The sequence below is a fragment of the Thioclava sp. GXIMD2076 genome (assembly GCF_037949795.1).
Taxonomy (GTDB): Bacteria; Pseudomonadota; Alphaproteobacteria; order Rhodobacterales; family Rhodobacteraceae; genus Thioclava; species Thioclava kandeliae.
Genome location: NZ_CP149932.1, coordinates 1160297 through 1181964 on the forward strand (window position 1 = coordinate 1160297; position 21668 = coordinate 1181964).

Consider the following 21668-nt stretch of genomic DNA (forward strand, 5'->3'; position numbering starts at 1 on the left):
ATGAGGACTACATGCCGTCGAGCATTCCGAAGACAAACCTCGAACACTGGGCGATCCTGCGTCGCGTGGTCGAATGCGGGAGTTTTGCCGAAGCGGCTGTGAGCCTCGAACGCAGCCAGTCCGCCATCAGTTACTCTGTCTCGAAGCTGCAGGAATCGCTGGGCTTCGCGATCATGGAGATGCAGGGGCGCCGTGCGGTGCTGACCGAACATGGCAAACTGCTCCTCGCCGAGGTCTCGCCACTGATCGACGAGCTGGTCTCGGTGGAAACCGCAGCGCGCGCGGAATCGGGCACCGGCCCGCTTCAGGTGCGTCTGCTGGTGGATGCGCTATTCCCCCGCGAATGGCTGGGCGAGGCGCTTTTGAAGCTACAGACCCGATATCCCGACGTTCTGGTGGATGTGCACGAGACCGTGCGTCTGGAAATGTCGGAATTCATGAGCCTTCCCTTCGATCTCGCGGTGGTCCTGCCCGAGTTGTGCCCCGTGCCCGGTCAGCGCATCTGCGAGATGGATTTCGCGCTGGTGGCGCGCAAGGAGCACCCGCTGGCGCAGGCCCATCATAACCTCACGCAGGCCGAGATGGCCCGTCATCTGCGCGTGTTCATCCGCGAGAACCGTCTGGACGGGACCGAGGTGGATCGCCCGCATGGCCGGATCTGGACCGTGTCCTCGCTTGAAAGCGCAGTGGCTGCGGTCGAGCGTGGCATGTGCTTTGGCTGGTTGCCGATGGAGCCCATCGCCTCGAAGCTCGAAAGCGGTGAGCTGGTCACGCTGAATGCGGGTGGTGTCAGCCGTCGCAAGGTGGCGCTGGATCTGGTGTATCGCGATGTCGATCGCGCTAGCGAGCCGGTAAAATTCATGGCGGAATGTCTGGCCACGATCCATCAGGCGAACGCCTGATCGGGCCGAATGCACAAATAGAAACGGCGGGCTGATCGGCCCGCCGTTTTTTCATGTCCGGAGCGTGGGGCTCAGGTGCGGATGCCCGCGAACCGGCTCTGCCAGTCCTCGCGTTGCTCGTCCGAGATCTTGCCGAACAGCACTTCGGGCGTGGTGAAGGCATGGCCTTCGGGCAGGGCGCGCACCGCAGCGGCCACATCATCGGGCCAGCCTTGGTCGGTCGCATGCATGCCTTCCAGCATGGATTTCGCCGCATCGGGGATGAAGGGCGCCGAGAGCACCGCGTAAAGCGGAACGAGGTTGAGCGCGAGACGCGCGATGGCGCCCGCCTGCACCGGATCGGTCTTGAATACCGTCCAGGGTGCCGAGGATTGCAGATATTCGTTGCCCGCAACCCAGATCGCGCGCAGTTCCGCTGCCGCCTTGCGGACCTCCTTGGCCTCCATGAACTTCTCGTAATCACGGATGCGGGTGGTCAGTTCGGCAATCAGTGCCTCGCCTGCCTCTCCCCAATCGCCGCCCTCGGGGATCGCCTCGCCAAACTTGGAGCGGGTGAATTTGGTGATGCGCGAGACGAAGTTGCCCAGAACATCGGCCAGATCCTTGTTCACCGATACCTGGAAATTCTCCCAAGTGAATTCGGCATCTGCTGACTCGGGGGCGTGCGAGAGCAGCCACCAGCGCCAGTAATCCGAGGGCAGGATCTCGAGCGCCTGATCCATGAAGACACCACGCCCGCGCGAAGTCGAGAATTGGCCGCCATCGTAATTGAGGTAGTTGAAGGACTTGATGTAATCCACAAGCTTCCACGGCTCGTCCGAGCCGAGGATCGTGGCGGGGAAGCCGATGGTGTGGAAGGGGACGTTATCTTTGCCCATGAACTGGGTATAGGTCACATCATCCGCGCCCTTGTCGGTGCGCCACCAGCGCTCCCAGTCGCCGCCATTCGCATCGGCCCATTCCTGCGTGCCCGCGATATATTCGATCGGTGCGTCGAACCAGACATAGAAGACCTTGCCCTCCATGCCGCCCCACGGAGCGCCCTCGAATTGTGCGGGAACACCCCAGTTGAGATCCCGGGTGATGCCGCGGTCCTGCAACCCGTCGCCATCATTGAGCCATTTCTTGGCAATCGAGGTGGTCAGCACCGGCCAGTCGGTCTTGCTGTCGATCCACGCTTCGAGCTTGTCCTTCATCTTGGACTGGCACAGGAAGAGGTGTTTGGTCTCGCGCATCTCCAGATCGGTCGAGCCCGAGATCACCGAGCGCGGATTGATCAGATCGACCGGATCAAGCTGCTTGGTGCAATTGTCGCACTGGTCGCCGCGTGCGCTGTCATAGCCGCAATTGGGGCAGGTGCCCTCGATATAGCGGTCCGGCAGGAAGCGGCCATCGGCGTTGGAATACATCTGCTTTTCCGACACTTCGCGGATCAGCCCCATCTCATGGAGGCGCTTGGCGAAAGCCTGGGTCAGATGGCGGTTCTGCGGGCTGGAAGAGCGGCCGAAATGGTCGAAGCTCAGGCGGAAGCCTTCGGCGATACGGGCCTGCACCTCGTGCATTTCCGCGCAATAGTCTGCCACGGGCTTTCCGGCCTTCTGCGCGGCCAGCTCTGCGGGTGTGCCATGCTCGTCGGTGGCGCAGATGAACATGACCTCATTGCCGCGCGCGCGCTGGTAGCGGGCAAACAGATCCGCCGGAAGCTGCGAGCCGACGAGATTCCCGAGGTGTTTGATGCCGTTGATATAGGGAATCGCCGATGTGACGAGGTGACGTGCCATATATCCGCCTTTCAGATGAGTTTGCGCAGGGTTTAACGCGGGGCGGGGCGTATGGCCAGAGGGATAGCGGCGCGAGGGCCGCGCTTCACGCGGGATTTTTCTCGAAATAGACGCGGTGGAAGCCGTTTTCCTCGCGCTCGTCGATCTTGGTATAGCCAAGGCGGGGATAGATCTCGAGGTTCTCGACCATCGTGGCATTGGTATAGAGCCGCACCGGCTTGCCCAAGGCCTGCGCCGCCGCCTCGCAAAGCCCGATCAGCTTGCGACCCGTGCCACGCCCGCGCGCGGCCTGTGTGACCGCGACATTCTCCAGCAGGATATGCTCACCCTCGTCATAGAAGGTGATGAACCCCAGAAGGCTCTCCTCCTCCTCCACATAGACCACGCCACGGGCGATCTGGGCCGCATAATCGGCCCCCATCGGCGCAGGCTCGCGGCCCATACGGGCGATATAGGGGGTATAGGCCTCGATGGCGCAGGCACGGATCGCGGCTTCGTCATGGGGGGTGGCAAGGCGGATCATGGAGGGTCCTCGGGGTGCGGTCTTACGGGGTGATGCGGCTCTGCGCCAGTTTCAGGCCGAAGCCGATAAAGACCACGCCGGTCGCGGCTTTCAGGGCGCGCTGGACTGCGGGGCGGCGGGTGGCGGCCCTGAGCCCGCCAAGCGCCATCACCATGGCCGAGAACCACAGCGCATTGATCGTGGCATGGAGCGTGACCAGCGCGAAGGGCTGGGCGAGGCCATGATCGACAGGCAGGAACTGCGGGAAGGCCGCAAGATAGAAAAGCGAAACCTTGGGATTGAGCGCGTTGGTCAGGAAGCCTTCGATGAAGGCGCGGCGCTTGCGGGTCCGGCGCAGTTCGGGGGTATGGGGCGAGGGTGTGGCCCCACGGGCCGCAGCGATCAGCGATCTGACCCCGAGCCAGACCAGATAGCCCGCACCCAGCAGCTTGAAAATGCTATAGGCCCATGCCGATTGCATCAGCAGCGCCGAGATCCCCAGCACCGACAGCGTCCCATGCAGGTAGAAGGCGGCGACAAAGCCGCAGACCGCCGCAAGCCCCGCCCGTCGCCCCGAAAGCGGCACGATCCGTGCGATCAGCATGCCGTTCGGTCCGGGCGAGATCACCAGAAGCGATGTGACAAGGGCGAAGGTCAGTAGGGTTGCGAGGGTCATCGGGCGCTCCTGAGATGGCGCGAGTATGCCTGCGAAGGGCGCTATAGAAAAGAGGCAGGAGCGTGCCCCTGCCTCTTTCCGGATGGTCACGCAGGGATCAGGCGAGCTTGGCCAGACCGCGGTCGACGGCGTCGATGATGCGGTCGATCTTGGGCTCGTCCACGATCAGCGCGGGGCTGAAGCAGAGCGTGTTGTTCATGCCTTTGAACGAGCGCGAGGTCGCGCCGATCAGCACGCCATCGGCATCGGCTGAGGCCACGACCGATTGCACCAGCTTCTCGGCCAGCGGTTCCTTGGTGGCGCGGTCGGCCACCAGCTCTGCCCCGCAGAACAGGCCCTTGCCGCGCACATCGCCGATGACCTTGTGCTTCTCTTTCAGCTCTTCGAGACGGGTCATCAGATAACCGCCCATTGCCTTCGTGTTGGCCAGAAGCCCCTCGTCCTCGATGATGCGCATATTCTCCAGCGCTGCAGCAGGGCCCGCCGTGCAGCCGCCGAAGGTCGAGATATCGCGGAAATAGCTCATCTCGTCATCGGGGTCGGTGCGGAATTTCTCGAAGACCTCATCGGTGGTCAGCATACAGGCGATGGCGGCATAGCCCGAGGCCACGCCTTTGGCGCAGGTCACGAAATCGGGGGTGATGCCGTAGTTCTGATAGCCGAACCACTCGCCGGTGCGGCCCATGCCACAGACGACCTCGTCGATATGCAGCAAGATGTCATATTTCTTGCAGATCTCCTGCACGCGCTCCCAATAGCCCTTGGGCGGCACGATGACACCACCGCCTGCGGTGACCGGCTCGAGGCAGAGCGCGCCCACGGTGTCGGGGCCCTCGCGCAGGATGACCTCTTCGATCGCATCCGCGGCCCGTTCGCCGTAATTCTCCACATCCCATTGCGCGCGGTATTCAAGGCAATGCGGCACGGGGATGAACCCCTCGGGGAAGGGGCCATACTGATCGGCGCGCTGGTGCTGGCCACAGGCCGCCAAGGCCGCCAGCGACGAGCCATGGTAATCGCGCTCGCGGTAGAGGATCTTCCATTTCTTGCCGCCGTGATGCTTGTGGGCGATCTGGCGGACCATCTTCCACGCCTTCTCGTTGGCTTCGGTGCCCGAGTTGACATAGTAGAGACGGTTGAGGCCGGGGGTTTTCTCGGTGAGGCGCTGCGCGAATTGCGCCCCGGGGATGGAGCCCACGGAGCCTGCGAAATAGTTGATCTTGATGAGCTGGTCACGGACCGCATTGGCGATGCTCTCGCGGCCATAGCCCACATTTACCGTCCAGACGCCGCCCGAGACGGAATCCAGATATTCGCGCCCGTTCTGGTCCCAGACCGACATGCCCTTGCCCTCGACGATGATACGCGGGTCATTGGTATGCAGCTTGGCATGCTGGAACAGGTGGTGGAAGACATGGGCTTTATCGGCATCGACAGTGGCCTGAATGTCGTTGAGTGCGTGACCGTCCATCAGGGTCCGTCCTTCTTTGGTTTAGTTTGGCTTTGATCTGCGTCGGGTTCACCCAATATCTTTCCGGTCGCGGCTGATAGGGCCAGTTTTCTGCAAGGAATGGTGCCAGTTTCCGAGATGTGATACAGAGTTCGGCACGCGCTTTTGCACTCTGCAGGGCAAGCGTCTGTTTTTTGTGCGGAGACCGCGATGGGTGATGGGCTGAAAGCGTCATTGGGGATCATACTGGATCGGGCGGGTCCGGACCCTTTGCAACGCCAGCTGCGGCAGGGGATCATTGCGGGGATCGAGCAGGGCCGCATGCGTCCGGGCCAGAAGATGCCCGGCTCGCGCAGCCTTGCGCAGGCGCTGGGGATCGCGCGGAACACGGTGACGCTGGTCTATGACGAGCTGGTGGCGCGGGGCTATCTGGACAATCATCCCCGTCGCGGTGCCTTTGTGGCCGCCCGATCGCAGCCCGTGGCGCAATCTCCCGCGCAGGGGGCGATCCACTGGCCGGGCAGGCTGCGGGCAAGGCCTTCGGCGTTCGAGCAGATCCGCAAGATGACGGGTTGGGCCGAGTATCCCTATCCGTTCATCTACGGTCAGGTGGACCCGACGCTGTTTCCGATTCAGGCATGGCGGTCCTGCTCGCGCGATATGATGGGGCGCTCGGCGCTTGACTGGTGGTCGGCGGATCGGGCCATCGAGGATGATCCGATGCTGATCGAGCAGATCCGCACCCGTATCCTGCCGGCGCGCGGGATCTTTGCCAAGCCGGAGGAAATCCTGATCACGCTCGGCGCGCAGGAGGGGCTCTATCTGGCGGCCCGTCTTCTGGCGGGGGAGGGCACGCGGGTCGGGCTCGAGCGGCCCGGCTATCCCGATGCGCGGTTCATCTTCGGGCTGACAGGGGCGGAGGAAGTGGATCTCGGTGTCGATGCCGAGGGGGCCGCGCCTGCGCCGCGCCTCGATCTGGCGGTGCTGACGCCCGCCTCGCATTGCCCGACGATGGCCGTGATGTCTGAGGCCCGCCGCGCCGACTGGCTGGACCGTGCATCAACCGAGGATTTCCTGATCCTCGAGGATGATTACGAGGGCGAGCTGGCTCTGGCCCGTGGTCCCTCGCTGAAATCGCAAGACCGCGCAGGAAGGGTGATCTATCTGGGCACCATGTCCAAAATCCTCGCGCCCGGTGTGCGGCTCGGGTTCATGGTGGCGCCCGAGGGGTTCGTGCATGAGGCGCGCTGGATGCGCAGGCTTTTGCACCGCTCGGCGCCACTGAACAACCAGCGCACCGCGGCGATCTTTCTGGCCGAGGGGCATTATCTTGCGCTGATGCGGCGCCTGCGTGAGGCGCATTCCGAGCGCTGGTATCAGGTGATGGAGCGCCTGCCCAAGGATCTGGGCGGTTTCAGCGCGCCCGATCCCTGCCATGGGGGCTCGAGCCTCTGGCTGGGACTGCCCAAGGGCATGGACAATGCCGCACTCCTGAAAGGCGCGCTGGCGCGTGGGGTAGCCTTCGAGCTGGGCGATCCGTTCACCGGCCCCGAAGGGGCGGGGCGGTTTATCCGTTTGGGCCTCAGCTGTATCCGGACCGAGGCTGTGCGCCCCGGCTTGGCGGCTCTGGGGGCGGTGGCCGACGGTCTGCGCTAGCCGCCGGTCGTGGCCCCCTGCATCCGTCGCAGTCGCGCAACTATATGTTAGTCGCAGTCGCGACGGGCCCCACGCGCTTCCTCGAGCGCGACGGAAGCCGCGATCAGCCCCGCATGGGAGAAGGCTTGCGGGAAATTACCCAGATGTTCACCGGTGGCCGCATCGATCTCCTCGGGCATCAGACCCAGATCATTGGCCGAGGCCAGAAGGCCCGCGATCTGCGCTTCCGCCTCCTCGAGGCGGCCCGCACGGGTCAGGTAATCGGCGGCCCAGAAACCACAGGCCATGAAATGCCCCTCATCGCCGGGCAGGCCGTCGAGCCCCGTGGGGTAGCGCCTGAAATGCGGTCCTTCGGACAGTTCGCGTTTGAGCGTCTTGAAAGTGGCAACCATCTTCGGATCATCGGCTTCGACGATCCCGATCCGTGGCAGAAGCAGCACCGAGGCATCCAGCCAGTCCCGCCCGATCGCGCCGGTAAAGGCGCCGATTTCCGCATTCCATGCTTGTGACAGGACATGCTCGCGAATGCGGCTATGCTCACTGCGGTATCCGGTCGGGTCATCCTGCACCGCTCCCATCTCGATCAGGTCGAGCCACGCGTCGAGCGCCTGCCAGCACATCGCCTTGGAATAGGTGTGATGCTGGCGCGAGCCCGGAATTTCCCACAGCCCGTTATCGGGCAGGGTCCAGTCCAGCATCGCGGCCTGAGCATAGCCCTGCAGGCGGGTCTGTTCCTCCTCCGAGAGCGTGCCCCCATGGCGCACATACATCCGTGCACAGTCCAGAACAGCGCCATAGCCATCCAGTTGCAGCTGGCCCTGCGCGTCATTGCCAATGATAAGGGGCGCCGAGCCGCGATAGCCTTCGAGCGCCGTTAACTCGCGCGTGCCCGGATCATGTTCTTTTCCGATAGAGTAGAAGACCCCCAGACGCGGCGCCGAATGGCGAGCGGCCTGCATGAGCCAGCGGAAGAAATTCTCTGCGCATTCCGGTAGATCCAGCGAGAAAAAGGCATGTAGAACAAAGGTTGCATCCCTGATCCAGCAGAAGCGGTAATCATAGTTGCGCGCCCCGCCCATGACCTCGGGCAGACCCGCTGTGGGTGCGGCCAGTAGCGCGCCTGAATTGTTGTAGTGCAAAAGATGCAAAGTGACCGCGCTGCGCATGATGGCCTCACGGAACGGGCCATCGGGTTTGCAGCCGGTATTGACCTGTGTCCAGTAGGCGAGTGTTCGGTCCAACTCGCGGGCAGGCGTGTCGGGGGTGACGGGGCGGGCGTCGGGGCTGGCGCTTGTCAGCATGACAAAGCGCGTCTCTCCCGTCTCGAGCGTGCAGCTGCCTGCCAATGCGCCGGGCGCCACCGGGGCCAGGTCGACATCCGAGACAAAACGCAGCCCGTCGGAACCGAACTCCATCTGCCAGCTACCATCCTCGTCCTGCCGGAAATCGGGCAGGGTGGTGCCCCAGTCGAGCATCGGGTTGATCAGCACGCCCAGCTCGGGCTGGCCCTCCAGCGCCTTGACCATCCGCAGCACCTGTCGTTCGCCGCCAACTGACCCATCCCCGCGTTTGCCGATTGGCATGAGATCGGTCACTTCCAGCACGCCCTGCGGCGTGTGGTGCAGCGTGCGCAGCACTGCGCTCTCGCCGATATAGCTGCGGGTGACTTCGCCACAGGTTAGCGGCCCCACAAAGAAGCGCCCGCCACGACGGGCATCGAGCATGCCGGTAAACACCGCATCGCCATCGAAATCCGGCAGGCAGAGGAACTCGATCGCCCCGTCACGCGCCACCAGCGCGGCGCTGAGCGTATCGCCGATCAGGGCGAAATCGCGGATCGGCGGGTAGGCGGTCTCGCGTTCGGGGAGGTCGGCAAGCGCCACATGGCGCGGATCGGACGAGAGCGGGCGGGTGAAGCGGCCCTCCATTTTACGCCCCCTGACCGAGATTGATCGACAGCCCGCCATCAATGGCGAAACTCTGCCCTGTGACATAGTCCGCATCGTCGGAGGCCAGATAGACTGCCATCTTTGCTACTTCCCATGGCTGGCCCGCACGGCCCCAAGGGATATTGCTTTCCATCTCTTTCAGCAGTTCGGGGTCATCCATCGCTTCCTGATTGATAGGGGTAAGGATCATGCCGGGCAGGATGTTATTGGCGGTGATGCGGTGCGGCGCCAGTTCCAGTGCCAGTGTGCGGGTCAGCATCCGCAGCCCGCCCTTTGAGGCATCATAGGCCGAGGTGCCACCGCGCGGCACATTCTCGTGCACCGAGGACACGGTGACGATGCGCCCGCCGCCGCCCGCCGCCTTCCGCATGCGGATGAAGGCGGCCGATGCCATGGCAGGGCCGGTCAGGTTAACGGCGATCACCTTGGACCAGTCCTCGGGGGCCATCTCGTCCAGATCGGCGGGGTCGGGGTCCATGCCGCCATTGTTGACAAGAATATCCGCCGCCCCGAACCGGTCCTCCGCCTTGGCAAAAAGCGCGTCAATATCGTCCTGCTTCGAGAGATCGCATTTAACAATCTCCACAAGGCTGCCATGGGCTGCGGCATGATCGGCGGTTTTTTTGGCGCCGGCCTCATCCGAGCGGTAGGTAATCACCAGATCGGCCCCTTCGAGCGCGAAGCTCTCGGCGATCGCCGCTCCGATCCCCGAAGAGCCACCGGTGACGATGGCGACCCTGCCTTTCAGGCGGTTGGCGGCTTTGGTGGGTTGCGGCGCTGCAGGAGACATGGAAGATCCTTTCCTCGGGCTATCCTCGGGTTGCTTGCAGGAGTAACGGGCGAGACCCGCGCCAAGTTTCCATCACTATGATGTTTTTGCCGGATGCGGTTGGCTCCGGCCTGCGCTAGCATGGCACCATGCTGAAACTTGATGACCGTGATCTTGCCATTCTGACGACACTCGCCCGTGAAGGCCGCATCACCAAGGCGGTTCTGGCCGAGCGTATCAACCTCTCGCCCACTCCTGCCTGGGACCGGCTGAAAAAGCTGGAGGCCGCAGGGCTGATCGAGGGCTATGGCGCGAGGATCGCGCTGAAGAAACTGGGGCCGCATGTGACGGTGTTCGTGGCCGCCGAACTGGCCGACCACAAGGCCGCGACCTTCCGCATTTTCGAGGATGCGGTGCAGCCCATCCCCGAGATCGTGAATGTCTGGGCGCTGGGCGGCGGGTTCGATTATCTGATGCAGATCGTCACCCGCGATATCGACAGCTACCAGCGCCTGATCGACATGCTTCTGGACGGGCGCATCGGGATTGCGCGCTATTTCACCTATATCGTGACCAAGCCGGTGAAGCAGGGGCTGCCGCCTTTCGATCTGCTGGCAGGCCATTTGGACTGAGAGGGCCGGTGCCGCAGTCCGCACGGGCTGCGGATGGCCGATCTTCGGTCTCCCTTGCGGCGCGGGTCAGGCACACTGGACGGGAAAGGAGACCCGCCCATGCTTGATGCTACGATTTCCGACCGTGCGTCCCTGAAAGACCGCCGACTGCTGCGAAGTTTCGCCTATGTCGACGGCAAATGGCAGGCCGGCGCGGAGAACGCCTCTTTTGCGGTCACCGATCCTGCCGACGGGGTCGAACTGGGCCATGTTGCCCGCTTGTCAGGCGCGCAGGCACTGGCTGCGGTGGAGGCGGCAGATCGTGCCTTCGGGTCTTGGTCGCAGACCCTGCCGCAGGAAAGAGCCGGGCTTCTTCGCCGCTGGTTCGAGCTGATCGTCGCGGCCCGCGAAGATCTCGCGCGCCTCATGGTGGCCGAGCAGGGCAAGCCCATCTCGGAAGCGCGCGGCGAGATCGACTATGCCGCGAGTTTCGTGGAATTCTACGCCGAGGAGGCCAAGCGCCCCAATGTGGAAAGCGTGACCTCGCATCTGCCCGATGCCGAAATGGAGCTGTGGCTGGAACCCGTGGGGGTGGCGGCGCTGATCACCCCGTGGAATTTCCCCTCGGCCATGCTGACGCGCAAGGCGGCAGCGGCCTTGGCGGCGGGCTGCACCGTGGTGGCGCACCCTTCGGCCGAGACGCCCTATTCGGCGCTGGCCTTGGCGGAGCTGGCCGAGCGGGCGGGCTTTCCGGCAGGGGTTTTCAACGTAGTTACGGGCCATGCGCCCGAAATCGTCACGCCCTGGTGCGAGGACAGCCGTGTGCGCGCGCTCAGCTTCACCGGCTCCACCGCCATCGGCAAGCTGCTTTATGCGCAATCGGCACAAACGGTAAAACGGCTGGTGCTGGAACTGGGTGGCCATGCACCGGTGATCGTCTTCAAGGGTGCCGATCTCGACCGCGCCGTGGCCGAGACGCTGAAGGCCAAATTCGCCACTTCGGGGCAGGACTGTCTGGCCGCCAACCGCATCTATGTGGAGCGCCCGATTTATGATGCCTTCTGCGCGAAATTCACCGAGGCCGTCCAGGCGTTGACCGTAGGGCGCGGGATCGACGACCCCGATATCGGCCCGCTGATGAACGCGGGCGCCATCGCCAAGCAGGTCGAGCATCTGGAGGACGCGCTGGCCAAAGGCGCGACACTGTCCACGGGGGGCACGCATGAGGGGCTGTTCTTCCAGCCGACCGTGCTGACCGATGTGCCCGATGACGCCAAGATCATGCGCGAGGAAACTTTCGGCCCCATCGCACCGATCACCCCGTTCGACACCGAGGACGAGGTGATCGCGCGGGCCAACACGGGCGAATACGGGCTTGTGGCCTATATCCACAGCCTCAATCCCAAACGCATCTATCGCGCAAGCCGCGCGCTGCAATTCGGCATGGTGGCGATAAACCGCACCAAGGTGACCGGCGCGCCCATTCCCTTTGGCGGCATGAAGCAATCCGGCCTTGGCCGCGAGGGCGCGCGCACGGGCATGCAGGAATTCATGGAAATCAAATACCTCTGCCGCGACTGGGGTATCTAACTGAAGACGAAAGGAGGCATTATGCTGACCAATGACCAACTTGCCCGCTGGGACCGCGAGAACTTCTTCCATCCCTCGACCCATCTGGCACAGCATGCCCGTGGCGAGACGCCGACCCGTGTGATCCGCACTGCGAAGGGGGTCTATATCGAGGACCGTGACGGCCGCCAGATGCTCGATGCGTTCGCGGGGCTCTATTGCGTGAATGTGGGCTATGGCCGCCCCGAGATCGCCGATGCGATTGCCGATCAGGCGCGCGAGCTGGCCTATTACCATGCCTATGTGGGGCACGGGACCGAGGCCTCGATCACGCTGGCACAGATGGTCATGGAACGCGCCCCCAAGGGCATGTCCAAAGTCTATTTCGGGCTGTCCGGCTCGGATGCGAACGAGACCAATATCAAGCTGATCTGGTATTACAACAACATCCTGAACCGTCCCGAGAAGAAGAAGATCATTTCGCGCTGGCGGGGCTATCATGGTTCGGGGGTGATGACCGGCTCGTTGACGGGACTGTCGGGGTTCCATAACAAATTCGATCTGCCGCGCGCGCCGATCCTGCATACCGAGGCACCCTACTATTTCCGCCGCCCCGAGGGGATCGACACCGAGGAGGCCTTCACCGCCCATTGCGTGGCCGAACTGGAGGCGCTGATCGAACGCGAGGGCGCGGATACGATCGCGGCCTTCATCGGCGAGCCGGTTCTGGGCACCGGCGGTATCGTGCCGCCACCTGCAGGTTACTGGGGCGCCATCCAGAAGGTACTGGCCAAGCATGACATCCTTTTGGTGGCCGATGAGGTCGTTACGGGCTTCGGGCGGCTGGGCACCATGTTCGGCTCGGATCACTACGGGATGAAACCCGATCTGATCACCATCGCCAAAGGGCTGACCTCGGCCTATGCGCCGCTTTCGGGCTCGATCGTGGGCGACAAGATGTGGAAGGTGCTGGAACAGGGCACGGATGAAAATGGCCCCATCGGTCATGGCTGGACCTATTCGGCCCACCCCATCGGGGCTGCGGCAGGCGTGGCAAACCTCAAGCTGATTGACAGCCTCGGTCTGGTGGAAAATGCCGGTAAAACGGGGGCCTATCTGAACAGGGCGATGAAAGCGGTCTTGGGTGACCACCCCAATGTCGGCGATATCCGTGGCGAGGGCATGCTCTGTGCGGTTGAGTTTGTCGAGGACCGTGACAGCCGCCGGTTCTTCGATGCGAGCGCCAAGACCGGCCCGCAGATCGCCGCCGCGCTGGCCTCCGAAGGGGTGATCGGGCGCGCCATGCCGCAGGGGGATATTCTTGGTTTCGCCCCGCCGCTCTGCCTCAGCGAGGCGGAGGCCGATCTCATCGTCGCCGCCACGAAGAAAGCAGTCACCCAGGTGCTGGGCTGACCCCGAAACGGCCCCCGGGGCCGGTTCGCGATCTGGGCGGGGTCTCGATGGCCCCGCCCGGATCGGTTTCCCTAGCGGGGCGGATTTTCCAGCAGCGCCTCGCGCGAGGCCGAGGCGAATTCCCTGCGCCAGAGCGTCACGGTCGTGATTACCGCTGCCGCAATCAGGGTCTCGGGTCCGAGGAGCCATGCTAGGGAGGCCAGAGCGAAATAGACGTTGCGCAGGCCCCGATTGAAGCTCTTGGCCGCCGAGATATTCACCTTGGCGGCCTGTTCCGCGCGCGGAAAGGCATCGGGATCGTTCGGGTCGTTAGGAATCGCGGCCATTGCGAGCGCGGCATAGGAAAACAGCCTGTGTGACCACACGAATTTCTGGAAGGCCAGTGCCCCGAACAGGACGGCGGTCAGGATCCGCACCTCCCAGAGCAGCGCGGGGGCCTGATCCAGCTCGAGATCCGAGGCCAGCGTGGTCAGCGGGTCGGGATTGCCGATCAGCGCCAGCCCGCCGCCAATCGCGATCAGCGCGGTCGAGGCGAAAAACGTCGTGGATTGCCGCAGCCCGTCCACCATCTGGCTATCAAAGATCCGGTTCTGCCGCCCGACCATCTGTCGCATCCATTCGTGGCGGTAGCGTTCCATCAACTTGCCAACCGAGATCCGGTTCTTGGGCGGGTTCTCGCAGAACCAGCCGATAAGGGCCCAGCACAGCACGAGAAGCGTCAGCGCAAACAGGTCCGCAAGGCCGAGCGGGCCGATCGAGAAGGAAGTCATGAATGGTCTTTCCGCCATAAGCAACAGACGATTCATTCTATCGGGGGGCGCTCGGGCGGTAAACCGTGCCCGCGACCGGCCGGAAGCTTTTCGCACAGGGGTCGCAAAATCGCCGCATTAACTGTGTCTTCTAGGGCCAAGGAAACTGGCCGCGGATGGAACGCGATGATCCGGCATATGACACGACTGGCCGTCAGGGTCCCGCTGCTTCTGGCGCTCGCGCTGCCTGCGGGCGTGGCGGCGCAGACAACATTGCGGGCGCTCACCACGGGGGACGCAGGACGCGGCTGGGAGGCCGTGGGGCGCCTCGATTTCGACGATGGCGGTTTTTGCACGGCAAGCCTTGTGGGGGCGGACCTGATCCTGACGGCGGCGCATTGTCTTTATGACAGTGAGACGCGTCAGAAGGTCGATATGAGCAGCGCGCAGTTCCGCATGGGCCTGCGCAATGACCGCGCGATCGTTGTGCGCCGTATCAAGGAGGCCTATCCCCATCCCGACTATGCCTATCAGGGCCCGCACCAGTTCGACCGTGCAGCCGAGGATATGGCCTTGTTGCGGCTCATGCAGCCGGTAAGGATCTCGCCGATCGAACCGTTCCAGCTAGGGGACCGGCCCGCGATCGGGGCCGCTCTTCAGGTTGTCTCCTATGCCGAAGGGCGCGAGAACCTGCCCTCGCTCCAGCAGAGCTGCACGCTTTTGCAGGTCATCGGGGAGCGGATGGTGACGGATTGCGATGTGGATTTCGGGGCCTCCGGGGCGCCGGTTTTCGTTATGAAGAATGGCAGGCCACGGATTGTAGGTATCGTCTCGGCCAAGGGAAAGCTCGGCGACAGGAAAGTGGCTCTGCTCGCCGATGCCGGTGAGATGCACCGTATGCTGACCGATTTGCGCCAGTCGGGTGGCCAGCGCGCGCAGATGGTTGGGGGCGCCAAATTCATTTCGGTAGCCCCGCGCGTGAAGCCCTAACCGGTTACGCGCAGGCGGTGGAAAAATCTTGCGGGTGGGAGGCTTGAAACCGCATTTCGGCCTTCCCAGATTGAATGTGTCGGGATGCCGCAACAGGGTCCCGCGCTCCCTTAACCGCCCATGCCCGCACGGGGTGGGCCCTACATCGCTCAATGAGGATGACCATAATGCGTAGTTTCGATCTTTCGCCGCTTTACCGTGCCACCGTCGGTTTCGACCGGATGGCCGACCTGATGGATAGCGTGATGTCCAAGGATGTCGCCCAGCCCAGCTACCCGCCCTACAATATCGAAAAAACCGATGAGAATGCCTATCGCATCACCATCGCTGTCGCTGGCTTTGCCGCCGACGAGCTGAGTGTCGAGATGCGGGATGGCGCGCTGATCGTTGCGGGCCGCAAATCCGAGGAAGCGGGGCAGAAGACCTATCTGCATCGCGGGATCGCCACCCGCGCCTTCGAGCGCCGTTTTGGCTTGGCCGACCATGTCCGCGTGACGGGTGCCAGCAACGAGGATGGCATGCTGCATATCGATCTGGTGCATGAGGTGCCCGAGGCGCTCAAGCCCCGCCGCATCGAGATCACCAATACCGGCTCGGGGCGCGTGTCCCGTGAGGTGATCGATAACGCGCAATAATCTGCGTGACAGGCTCTACGGAGGCGCGGGGAGACCCGCGCCTTTTTGCGTTTAGGCCTTCGGGGTGCGCCGCTCCACAGCCACGGTTTTCAGGATCGCATGGCAGGGGGTGCCCTCACGCAGTTCCAGTGCCTGTGCCGAGCGCGCGGTGATCTTGGCCAGAATCTCCTCCCCGCCACAGCGGATCTGCACCCAGACACGGGCGCGATCGGCGGAGGTCGGGGTGATCTTGCGCACCTCGCCCGCAAGAATGTTGAGCGCCGAGAGCCCTTCAGGGCGCTGGCGTGCGAGGATCACATCACTGGCCTGGATGCGCAGCCGCAGATCCGTGCCCGCAGGGTGCGGGTCGGTCAGATAGAGCGTGCCGCCCGCGCCTTGAACAAGCGTCATGCCATCGGGGTCCTGACCCGTGACTCGGGCTTCGATGACGGCACCCGCTTCGTCCTGTCCGAAGAGATGGGCCAGATCGGGATCGGCCAACAGGCTCCGCAGGGGGCCGGAGGCGCGGGTTTTGCCCTGATCGATCAGCACGAGCGTATCGGCCAGTCGCGCGATCTCGGCCACCGAATGGCTGACATAGACAATGGGCAGGCCGGTATCGCGTAAGCGCTCCAGAAATGGCAGGATCTCGGCGCGCCTTGGCGTATCGAGGGCGGCCAGCGGTTCGTCCATCAACAGGATCTGCGGCTTCGATAGCAGCGCCCGCCCGATGGAAACTCGCGCCTTCTCGCCGCCCGACAGGGCGGCCACACGGCGGTCAAGCAAGGGCGCAATCCCCAGCATCTCGATCACCTGATCGAAGGCGGGCCCCTGTGCCCCTTTCGGCGCGCGTTTGGCGCCATAGTCCAGATTGCCGCGCACGCCCAGATGCGGGAAGAGCCGCGGGTCCTGAAAGACATAGCCGATGCGGCGGCGATGGGCTGGCATATCGATACGGTTTGCGCGGTCGAAGAGCGGAGTGCCGCCCAGCGTGATCCGGCCCTGATCCGGGCGCAAAAGCCCCGAGATCGCGCTGATGACGGTGGATTTTCCCGCGCCCGAAGGGCCGAAGAGGGCGGTCACGCCGGTGGGGGCGGTGAACGCGACGGCCAGATCCAGCTGGCCCGCGCGGTGGCGCAGAGACACATCCAGCATCGGTGTGTTGTGCATATCAGCTCCCCCTGATCCGCTTGGCAATCATCCGCGACACGGATTCCGACAGAAGCATCGCGGTGACCGCAATTCCGATGGAGATGCCTGCGAGTTTGGCCACCGAGCCTTCGGCGCCGGGCACCTGCAGGAGCGCGTAGATGGCCGAGGGCAGGGTCTGTGTCCGTCCCGGAATATTGGAGACAAAGGTGATCGTGGCGCCGAACTCGCCCATCGCCTTGGCAAAAGCGAGGATCAGCCCCGCGATGACCCCCGGCGCGATGAGCGGCAGGGTAATGGAGAAGAACACGCCTAAAGGCCGTGCGCCAAGGGTGCGGGCGGCCTGTTCCAGCCCCGGATCGACGGCCTCGATGGCCAGCCAGATCGCGCGGACCATGAGCGGAAAGCCCATGACGGCCGCCGCCAGCGCCGCCCCCGTCCACTGGAAGGCGAAGACCAGCCCGATCGCGCGATCGAGAAAGGCGCCAATGGGGCCGTTACGGCCAAAGGCCAGCAGCAGGATATAACCCGTGACCACCGGCGGCAGGATCAGTGGCAGATGCACCAGCGCATTCAGTCCCCAGACCAGCGGCCCGCGCCCCCGTGCCAGAACGAGCGCCACGATAATGGCCAGTGGCAATGCGCAGAGCACCGCCACCGAGGACACTTTCAGCGAGAGCGCGATCGCCGCCCATTCTTCGGGAGAGAGCATCATTGTGTCAGTGTTTGACGCTAAAGCCCTGCGCCTCGAAGACGCCGACGGCGGTGGGGCTGCTCAGATAATCGAGGAATGCCTTGGCACCCTCGGTATCCGAGCCGGTGGTCAGCAGGGCCACCGGATAGGTGATGGCATCATGGCTGTCTTCGGGAAAGGTAGCGGCGATATGGACGCGCTTTTCGGCATGGGCATCGGTGGCATAGACCACGCCATAAGGGCTCTCGCCCGTGGCCACCAGCGCGAGCGCCGCGCGCACGTTATCGGCCTGCGCCACATGGGAGGAGAGCTGGTCCCAGAGCCCCAGATGGGTCAGCGCCTGTTTGCCATAGATGCCCGCAGGCACGCTATCGACCAGCGCCATCGCCAGAAACCCGTCCTTGCCCAAGGCTTCGGGCAGGTCTTGCGGGGCGGTCTTCACATCGTCATGGGCCACCAGAACCAGCGCGTTGCCCAGAAGGTCGTGGCGGCTGCCATCCTTGACGGCGCCGGATGTCTCGACCTGATCCATCCAGTCGGTCGAGGCGGAGATGAACATATCGGCAGGCGCCCCTGCCTCGATCTGGCGGGCGAGTTTGGAGGATCCGGCATAGGAAATGGTCACCGGATCATGACCCTCGGCCCAATCCCGCGCGATCTCGTCGAGCGCGGTCTTCATCGAGGCAGCGGCAAAAATGACCGGCTCTGCCGAGGCGGCCATAGGGGTGAGGCAAGCCACGAGGGCCAGAAGGGGAAGGGCGCGCATGTTCGGGTCTCCGTTATGTTTCGACAAACATAACCCTTTCGGCAGACAGGTCCAGTATGCGGTTGTCAGTGACCCTTGGTCAGAGCCTCGATCCGGGCGATATCTTCGGCGCAGGTCTCGCGCAGACGGGCCTCGATCTGGCGATACAGGCGCAACACCTCCTCGCCGGTGGGGCTGAGTTGCGCTCCGCCACCCTTGGCTCCGCCCCGCGCAGAGAGCACCAGCGGCTCGCGGAAGCCCGCGTTAAGTTCCTCGACCAGCGCCCATGCGCGGCGATAGCTCATTCCCATGCGCCGCCCTGCTGCCGAGATCGAGCCTTCCTCGGTGATGGCCTGCAGGAGGTCGGCCTTGCCTGGCCCCATCATCACCGGATCCCAGTAAAGGCGCAAAGCCAGACGGTTGAGCGACATCGGGGTAGTCCTTTCGTTACGGCAGGCTTGCAGGAGACCCCGTCCGGAAAGACAGTTTCCGGCAAGGGCCGTCACGGCCCGTTAATTGCGGTTTTTCATGCAGCAATTCGCCAAAGACAATAGGCGCGGGACAGGTTAAGAGAAAGCATGGATAAAGAGATCGATGTTATCGCCCCGAACCTCAAGCGCCGTTTGTCCGGTGTGACGGCCACTATTGTGCGGCTTGTGCCCGCGCAGGCGCGCAAGATCGGGATAGTGACAACGGGGCCGGGCCTGCCCGATACCCTCCCGCATGTGCCCCTGTGGCGTGTACCATTCCTGAGCCGCCGTCGCCGCGTCTGGCATGCGCGGCGTAATGTGGAGATGTTGCTGGGGCTGGCTCTGAAACATCTGTGGTTCATGGATCTTAAGCTGCTGTTCACCTCGGCCAGCCAGCGGAAACATTCGGGCTATACCAAGTGGCTGATCGGCCGGATGGATGCGGTTGTGGCGACATCGGCGCGCACGGCGGAGTATCTGAGCGTGCCGAATCGGGTGATCCATCACGGGATCGATATCTCGGGCTTTGACCGGGCCGAAAATCGCACGGCCTTGCGGGCGTCGATGAATCTGCCCAGAGGTGTGGTGATCGGCTGTTACGGGCGGGTGCGCCATCAGAAGGGCACCGACGCCTTTGTCGATGCGATGATCGAGGTTCTTCCGTCGCGGCCCAAGGTGTCGGCGCTGGTGATGGGGCGTGCGACCGAGGGGCATTCGGAGTTCCTGACCAAACTGAAGCGCAAGGTGGGGCAGGCGGGGCTGGAGCACCGGATCCTGTTCATGCCCGAGGTCTCGGTCGATAGCATGGCCGACTGGTATCGGGTGCTGGATCTGTATGTCGCGCCGCAACGCTGGGAAGGTTTCGGCCTGACGCCGATTGAGGCCATGGCCTGCCATGTGCCGGTGGTGGCGACCCGCGTGGGCGCCTTCGAGGAGATCGTGACGCCCGAGAGCGGCAAACTCGTCGATCCGGGCGATGTGGCGGGCATGGCCGAGGCCGTGGCGGCCTATCTCGATGATCCTCAGGCGATGGCTGCGGCAGGCGAGGCGGCGCGGCGCAATGTGGAAGAGCGCTTCCAGATCGATGATGAGGCTGATGCGCTGATCGAGGTCTATCGGGACCTGCTGGCATGACACGGGCGGGGTTCTATCTGGCGCGGTTGCTGCGGCAGGAGGGGCCGCTTGCCGCCATGTCCGTGCCGCAGAGCGGACTGCTGGGGGCGCTTGCGGGGAAATCCGTGGCGCTGGTCGGGAATGCGCGCTCGCTGGCCGAAAACAACCACGGCGCGGCTATCGATGCGCATGACGTGGTGGTGCGGATCAATCGCGCCCCGATGCCGCAGGCGGAAAGCCACGGCACACGGACCGACTGGCTGGCGCTGGCGGTGCGACTGGCCCCGCAGGACCGCGCGCGGATTGGGGCGGGGCGGTATCTGTGGATGAGCCACAAGCGCAAGAGGCTGGACTGGACGACCGCCACAAGCGACGGGTTCTATCTGCACCCGCAGGCCGATTATGCGGATCTGCAAAGCCGGCTTGGCGCACAACCGACGACGGGGGCGATGATGATCGATCTTCTCCTGCGTTCGGAATTGGCGGGGATCACGCTCTACGGCTTTGATTTCTTTGCGTCTTTGTCGCTTTCGGGGCGCCGTACGGCCCACGATGTGCCGCATGATTTTACCTCCGAGGCGGATTTTGTGGCAGGGCTGATGGCGCAAGATAACCGCCTTATTCGCCGCTAATTTCGCGAAAACCCTTTAAATTTACAGGCGTTCGGGCTATGTCGCACCTCGTCCGAGATACAAGGAGGGCCTAAATTGGGCTATAAAGTCGTCGTTGCTGGCGCCACGGGTAATGTGGGCCGCGAAATGCTGAATATTCTCGCCGAGCGCGAGTTCCCTGCCGATGAGGTTGTTGCTCTGGCGTCGCGCCGGAGCCTTGGTACTGAAGTCAGCTATGGCGACAAGACACTCAAATGTAAGGACATCGAGGGTTTCGACTTCTCGGGCTATGACATTGCGCTCTTCGCCATCGGCTCGGATGCAACCAAGCAATATGCGCCGATCGCGGCGAAAGCCGGTTGTGTTGTCATCGATAACTCCTCGCTCTACCGCTATGATCCGGAGATCCCGCTGGTCGTGCCGGAAGTGAACCCCGAGGCGGTTGACGGCTACATCAAGAAAAACATCATCGCGAACCCGAATTGCTCGACTGCACAGATGGTCGTGGCGCTCAAGCCGCTGCATGACCGCGCCAAGATCAAGCGCGTTGTCGTCTCGACCTACCAGTCGGTGTCCGGCTCGGGCAAGGAAGGCATCGACGAGCTGTGGGACCAGACCAAGGGCCTCTACGTCCCCGGTCAGGAAAAAGAGCCGAAGAAATTCACCAAGCAGATCGCCTTCAACGTGATTCCGCATATCGACGTCTTCATGGAAGACGGTTCGACCAAGGAAGAGTGGAAGATGGTCGCCGAGACCAAGAAGATCGTCGATCCGTCGATCAAGGTTACTGCAACCTGCGTGCGTGTGCCGGTCTTTGTGGGCCACTCGGAATCGCTGAATATCGAGTTCGAGGAATTCCTCGACGAGGATGAAGCCCGTGACATCCTGCGCGAGGCCCCCGGTATTCTGGTGGTCGATAAGCGCGAGGATGGCGGCTATGTCACGCCCGTGGAATGCGTGGGCGATTACGCGACCTTCATCTCGCGCATCCGTCAGGACAGCACGATCGAAAACGGTCTGAACCTGTGGTGCGTGTCCGATAACCTGCGTAAGGGTGCGGCGCTCAATGCCGTTCAGATCGCCGAAACGCTTGGTAAACGCTGCCTGAAAAAAGGCTGATCCAGCTTCGATTGAGGTGTCAGAGCGCCCGGGGGAAACCTCGGGCGTTCTGCATTCTGACGGAAACGTCATCGGTCAGGCAGGCCGCGGACTTGCCAGGCGGTGCCTTGCCCCCCACGTTTCACCGTATAGTGAG

21 protein-coding genes are annotated in these 21668 nt (G+C 63.4%); 10 read left to right on the forward strand and 11 right to left on the reverse strand.

Annotated features, from left to right (window positions below; genetic code table 11):
* The first annotated feature begins 11 nt into the window (after positions 1-11).
* On the forward strand, positions 12-902 hold the full coding sequence (locus WDB91_RS05735; protein ID WP_339114175.1) for a LysR family transcriptional regulator: 891 nt from the start codon (positions 12-14) through the stop codon (positions 900-902).
* A gap of 71 nt (positions 903-973) precedes the next feature.
* On the opposite strand, the gene metG is transcribed toward WDB91_RS05735, so the two are convergent.
* The 4 genes from metG to WDB91_RS05755 all read right to left on the reverse strand — a co-directional run bounded on the left by metG (position 974) and on the right by WDB91_RS05755 (position 5332).
* Positions 974-2683: a methionine--tRNA ligase gene (gene metG / locus WDB91_RS05740; RefSeq protein ID WP_339114176.1), complete on the reverse strand. Its 1710-nt coding sequence runs from the start codon at positions 2681-2683 to the stop codon at positions 974-976.
* Between the two features lie 85 nt (positions 2684-2768).
* A complete protein-coding gene (locus WDB91_RS05745) occupies positions 2769-3206 on the reverse strand; it encodes a GNAT family N-acetyltransferase (RefSeq protein WP_339114177.1) in 438 nt (145 codons plus the stop codon).
* A gap of 22 nt (positions 3207-3228) precedes the next feature.
* Positions 3229-3861, reverse strand: a complete 633-nt coding sequence (locus WDB91_RS05750) for a LysE family translocator (RefSeq protein WP_339114178.1) — start codon at positions 3859-3861, stop codon at positions 3229-3231.
* Between the two features lie 97 nt (positions 3862-3958).
* Positions 3959-5332, reverse strand: coding sequence for an aminotransferase class III-fold pyridoxal phosphate-dependent enzyme (locus tag WDB91_RS05755; RefSeq protein ID WP_339114179.1), 1374 nt, complete (start codon positions 5330-5332; stop codon positions 3959-3961).
* 189 nt (positions 5333-5521) lie between these two features.
* Between WDB91_RS05755 and WDB91_RS05760 the strand changes: the two genes are divergently transcribed.
* Complete coding sequence (locus tag WDB91_RS05760; RefSeq protein WP_339114180.1) at positions 5522-6967, forward strand: PLP-dependent aminotransferase family protein; 1446 nt, start codon at positions 5522-5524, stop codon at positions 6965-6967.
* Between the two features lie 47 nt (positions 6968-7014).
* On the opposite strand, the gene WDB91_RS05765 is transcribed toward WDB91_RS05760, so the two are convergent.
* Positions 7015-8895: a glycoside hydrolase family 15 protein gene (locus tag WDB91_RS05765; RefSeq protein WP_339114181.1), complete on the reverse strand. Its 1881-nt coding sequence runs from the start codon at positions 8893-8895 to the stop codon at positions 7015-7017.
* Position 8896: 1 nt separating this feature from the next.
* Positions 8897-9706, reverse strand: a complete 810-nt coding sequence (locus tag WDB91_RS05770; protein WP_339114182.1) for a glucose 1-dehydrogenase — start codon at positions 9704-9706, stop codon at positions 8897-8899.
* A 131-nt stretch (positions 9707-9837) separates the two neighbouring features.
* Here WDB91_RS05770 and WDB91_RS05775 point away from each other — a divergent pair, with 131 nt between their 5' ends.
* From WDB91_RS05775 to WDB91_RS05785, 3 genes are all read left to right on the forward strand, one after another.
* Positions 9838-10317, forward strand: a complete 480-nt coding sequence (locus WDB91_RS05775) for an Lrp/AsnC family transcriptional regulator (protein WP_339114461.1) — start codon at positions 9838-9840, stop codon at positions 10315-10317.
* A 99-nt stretch (positions 10318-10416) separates the two neighbouring features.
* A complete protein-coding gene (locus WDB91_RS05780; protein ID WP_339114183.1) occupies positions 10417-11886 on the forward strand; it encodes an NAD-dependent succinate-semialdehyde dehydrogenase in 1470 nt (489 codons plus the stop codon).
* Positions 11887-11907: 21 nt separating this feature from the next.
* On the forward strand, positions 11908-13278 hold the full coding sequence (locus WDB91_RS05785; RefSeq protein ID WP_339114184.1) for an aspartate aminotransferase family protein: 1371 nt from the start codon (positions 11908-11910) through the stop codon (positions 13276-13278).
* Between the two features lie 71 nt (positions 13279-13349).
* On the opposite strand, the gene WDB91_RS05790 is transcribed toward WDB91_RS05785, so the two are convergent.
* The gene (locus WDB91_RS05790) at positions 13350-14048 is read right to left on the reverse strand and encodes a DUF599 domain-containing protein (protein WP_339114185.1); all 699 of its coding nucleotides are present in this window, start codon (positions 14046-14048) and stop codon (positions 13350-13352) included.
* Positions 14049-14225: 177 nt separating this feature from the next.
* On the opposite strand from WDB91_RS05790, the gene WDB91_RS05795 reads away from it, so the two are divergent.
* Positions 14226-15017 (forward strand): trypsin-like serine protease, encoded by a 792-nt coding sequence (locus tag WDB91_RS05795; RefSeq protein ID WP_339114186.1) that lies wholly within the window; start codon positions 14226-14228, stop codon positions 15015-15017.
* 167 nt (positions 15018-15184) lie between these two features.
* Positions 15185-15652: an Hsp20 family protein gene (locus WDB91_RS05800; protein ID WP_339114187.1), complete on the forward strand. Its 468-nt coding sequence runs from the start codon at positions 15185-15187 to the stop codon at positions 15650-15652.
* A 51-nt stretch (positions 15653-15703) separates the two neighbouring features.
* On the opposite strand, the gene modC is transcribed toward WDB91_RS05800, so the two are convergent.
* The 4 genes from modC to WDB91_RS05820 form a co-directional block, all read right to left on the reverse strand.
* Positions 15704-16801, reverse strand: a complete 1098-nt coding sequence (modC, locus tag WDB91_RS05805) for a molybdenum ABC transporter ATP-binding protein (protein ID WP_339114188.1) — start codon at positions 16799-16801, stop codon at positions 15704-15706.
* A 1-nt stretch (position 16802) separates the two neighbouring features.
* Positions 16803-17495: a molybdate ABC transporter permease subunit gene (gene modB, locus WDB91_RS05810; RefSeq protein ID WP_339114189.1), complete on the reverse strand. Its 693-nt coding sequence runs from the start codon at positions 17493-17495 to the stop codon at positions 16803-16805.
* A 4-nt stretch (positions 17496-17499) separates the two neighbouring features.
* Positions 17500-18240, reverse strand: a complete 741-nt coding sequence (gene modA, locus WDB91_RS05815; RefSeq protein WP_339114190.1) for a molybdate ABC transporter substrate-binding protein — start codon at positions 18238-18240, stop codon at positions 17500-17502.
* Positions 18241-18305: 65 nt separating this feature from the next.
* Entirely contained in the window at positions 18306-18650 is a 345-nt protein-coding gene (locus WDB91_RS05820) for a LysR family transcriptional regulator (protein WP_339114191.1), read from the reverse strand.
* Between the two features lie 147 nt (positions 18651-18797).
* On the opposite strand from WDB91_RS05820, the gene WDB91_RS05825 reads away from it, so the two are divergent.
* The 3 genes from WDB91_RS05825 (at position 18798) to WDB91_RS05835 (ending at position 21532) form a co-directional block, all read left to right on the forward strand.
* The gene (locus tag WDB91_RS05825) at positions 18798-19823 is read left to right on the forward strand and encodes a glycosyltransferase family 4 protein (protein WP_339114192.1); all 1026 of its coding nucleotides are present in this window, start codon (positions 18798-18800) and stop codon (positions 19821-19823) included.
* Positions 19820-20434 carry a glycosyltransferase family 29 protein gene (locus WDB91_RS05830; RefSeq protein ID WP_339114193.1) on the forward strand — a complete coding sequence of 205 codons (615 nt, stop codon included), beginning with the start codon at positions 19820-19822 and terminating at the stop codon, positions 20432-20434. Before WDB91_RS05825 ends, WDB91_RS05830 begins: the two co-directional genes overlap by 4 nt.
* A gap of 75 nt (positions 20435-20509) precedes the next feature.
* The gene (locus tag WDB91_RS05835) at positions 20510-21532 is read left to right on the forward strand and encodes an aspartate-semialdehyde dehydrogenase (RefSeq protein WP_339114194.1); all 1023 of its coding nucleotides are present in this window, start codon (positions 20510-20512) and stop codon (positions 21530-21532) included.
* Positions 21533-21668 lie beyond the last annotated feature (136 nt).

Coding starts and splice junctions, on each gene's coding strand:
- WDB91_RS05735 (WP_339114175.1), top strand. CDS start 12: ATGCCGTCGAGCATTCCGAAGACAAACCTCGAACACTGGGCGATCCTG.
- metG (WP_339114176.1), bottom strand. CDS start 2,683: ATGGCACGTCACCTCGTCACATCGGCGATTCCCTATATCAACGGCATC.
- WDB91_RS05745 (WP_339114177.1), bottom strand. CDS start 3,206: ATGATCCGCCTTGCCACCCCCCATGACGAAGCCGCGATCCGTGCCTGC.
- WDB91_RS05750 (WP_339114178.1), bottom strand. CDS start 3,861: ATGACCCTCGCAACCCTACTGACCTTCGCCCTTGTCACATCGCTTCTG.
- WDB91_RS05755 (WP_339114179.1), bottom strand. CDS start 5,332: ATGGACGGTCACGCACTCAACGACATTCAGGCCACTGTCGATGCCGAT.
- WDB91_RS05760 (WP_339114180.1), top strand. CDS start 5,522: ATGGGTGATGGGCTGAAAGCGTCATTGGGGATCATACTGGATCGGGCG.
- WDB91_RS05765 (WP_339114181.1), bottom strand. CDS start 8,895: ATGGAGGGCCGCTTCACCCGCCCGCTCTCGTCCGATCCGCGCCATGTG.
- WDB91_RS05770 (WP_339114182.1), bottom strand. CDS start 9,706: ATGTCTCCTGCAGCGCCGCAACCCACCAAAGCCGCCAACCGCCTGAAA.
- WDB91_RS05780 (WP_339114183.1), top strand. CDS start 10,417: ATGCTTGATGCTACGATTTCCGACCGTGCGTCCCTGAAAGACCGCCGA.
- WDB91_RS05785 (WP_339114184.1), top strand. CDS start 11,908: ATGCTGACCAATGACCAACTTGCCCGCTGGGACCGCGAGAACTTCTTC.
- WDB91_RS05790 (WP_339114185.1), bottom strand. CDS start 14,048: ATGACTTCCTTCTCGATCGGCCCGCTCGGCCTTGCGGACCTGTTTGCG.
- WDB91_RS05795 (WP_339114186.1), top strand. CDS start 14,226: ATGACACGACTGGCCGTCAGGGTCCCGCTGCTTCTGGCGCTCGCGCTG.
- WDB91_RS05800 (WP_339114187.1), top strand. CDS start 15,185: ATGCGTAGTTTCGATCTTTCGCCGCTTTACCGTGCCACCGTCGGTTTC.
- modC (WP_339114188.1), bottom strand. CDS start 16,801: ATGCACAACACACCGATGCTGGATGTGTCTCTGCGCCACCGCGCGGGC.
- modB (WP_339114189.1), bottom strand. CDS start 17,495: ATGATGCTCTCTCCCGAAGAATGGGCGGCGATCGCGCTCTCGCTGAAA.
- modA (WP_339114190.1), bottom strand. CDS start 18,240: ATGCGCGCCCTTCCCCTTCTGGCCCTCGTGGCTTGCCTCACCCCTATG.
- WDB91_RS05820 (WP_339114191.1), bottom strand. CDS start 18,650: ATGTCGCTCAACCGTCTGGCTTTGCGCCTTTACTGGGATCCGGTGATG.
- WDB91_RS05825 (WP_339114192.1), top strand. CDS start 18,798: ATGGATAAAGAGATCGATGTTATCGCCCCGAACCTCAAGCGCCGTTTG.
- WDB91_RS05830 (WP_339114193.1), top strand. CDS start 19,820: ATGACACGGGCGGGGTTCTATCTGGCGCGGTTGCTGCGGCAGGAGGGG.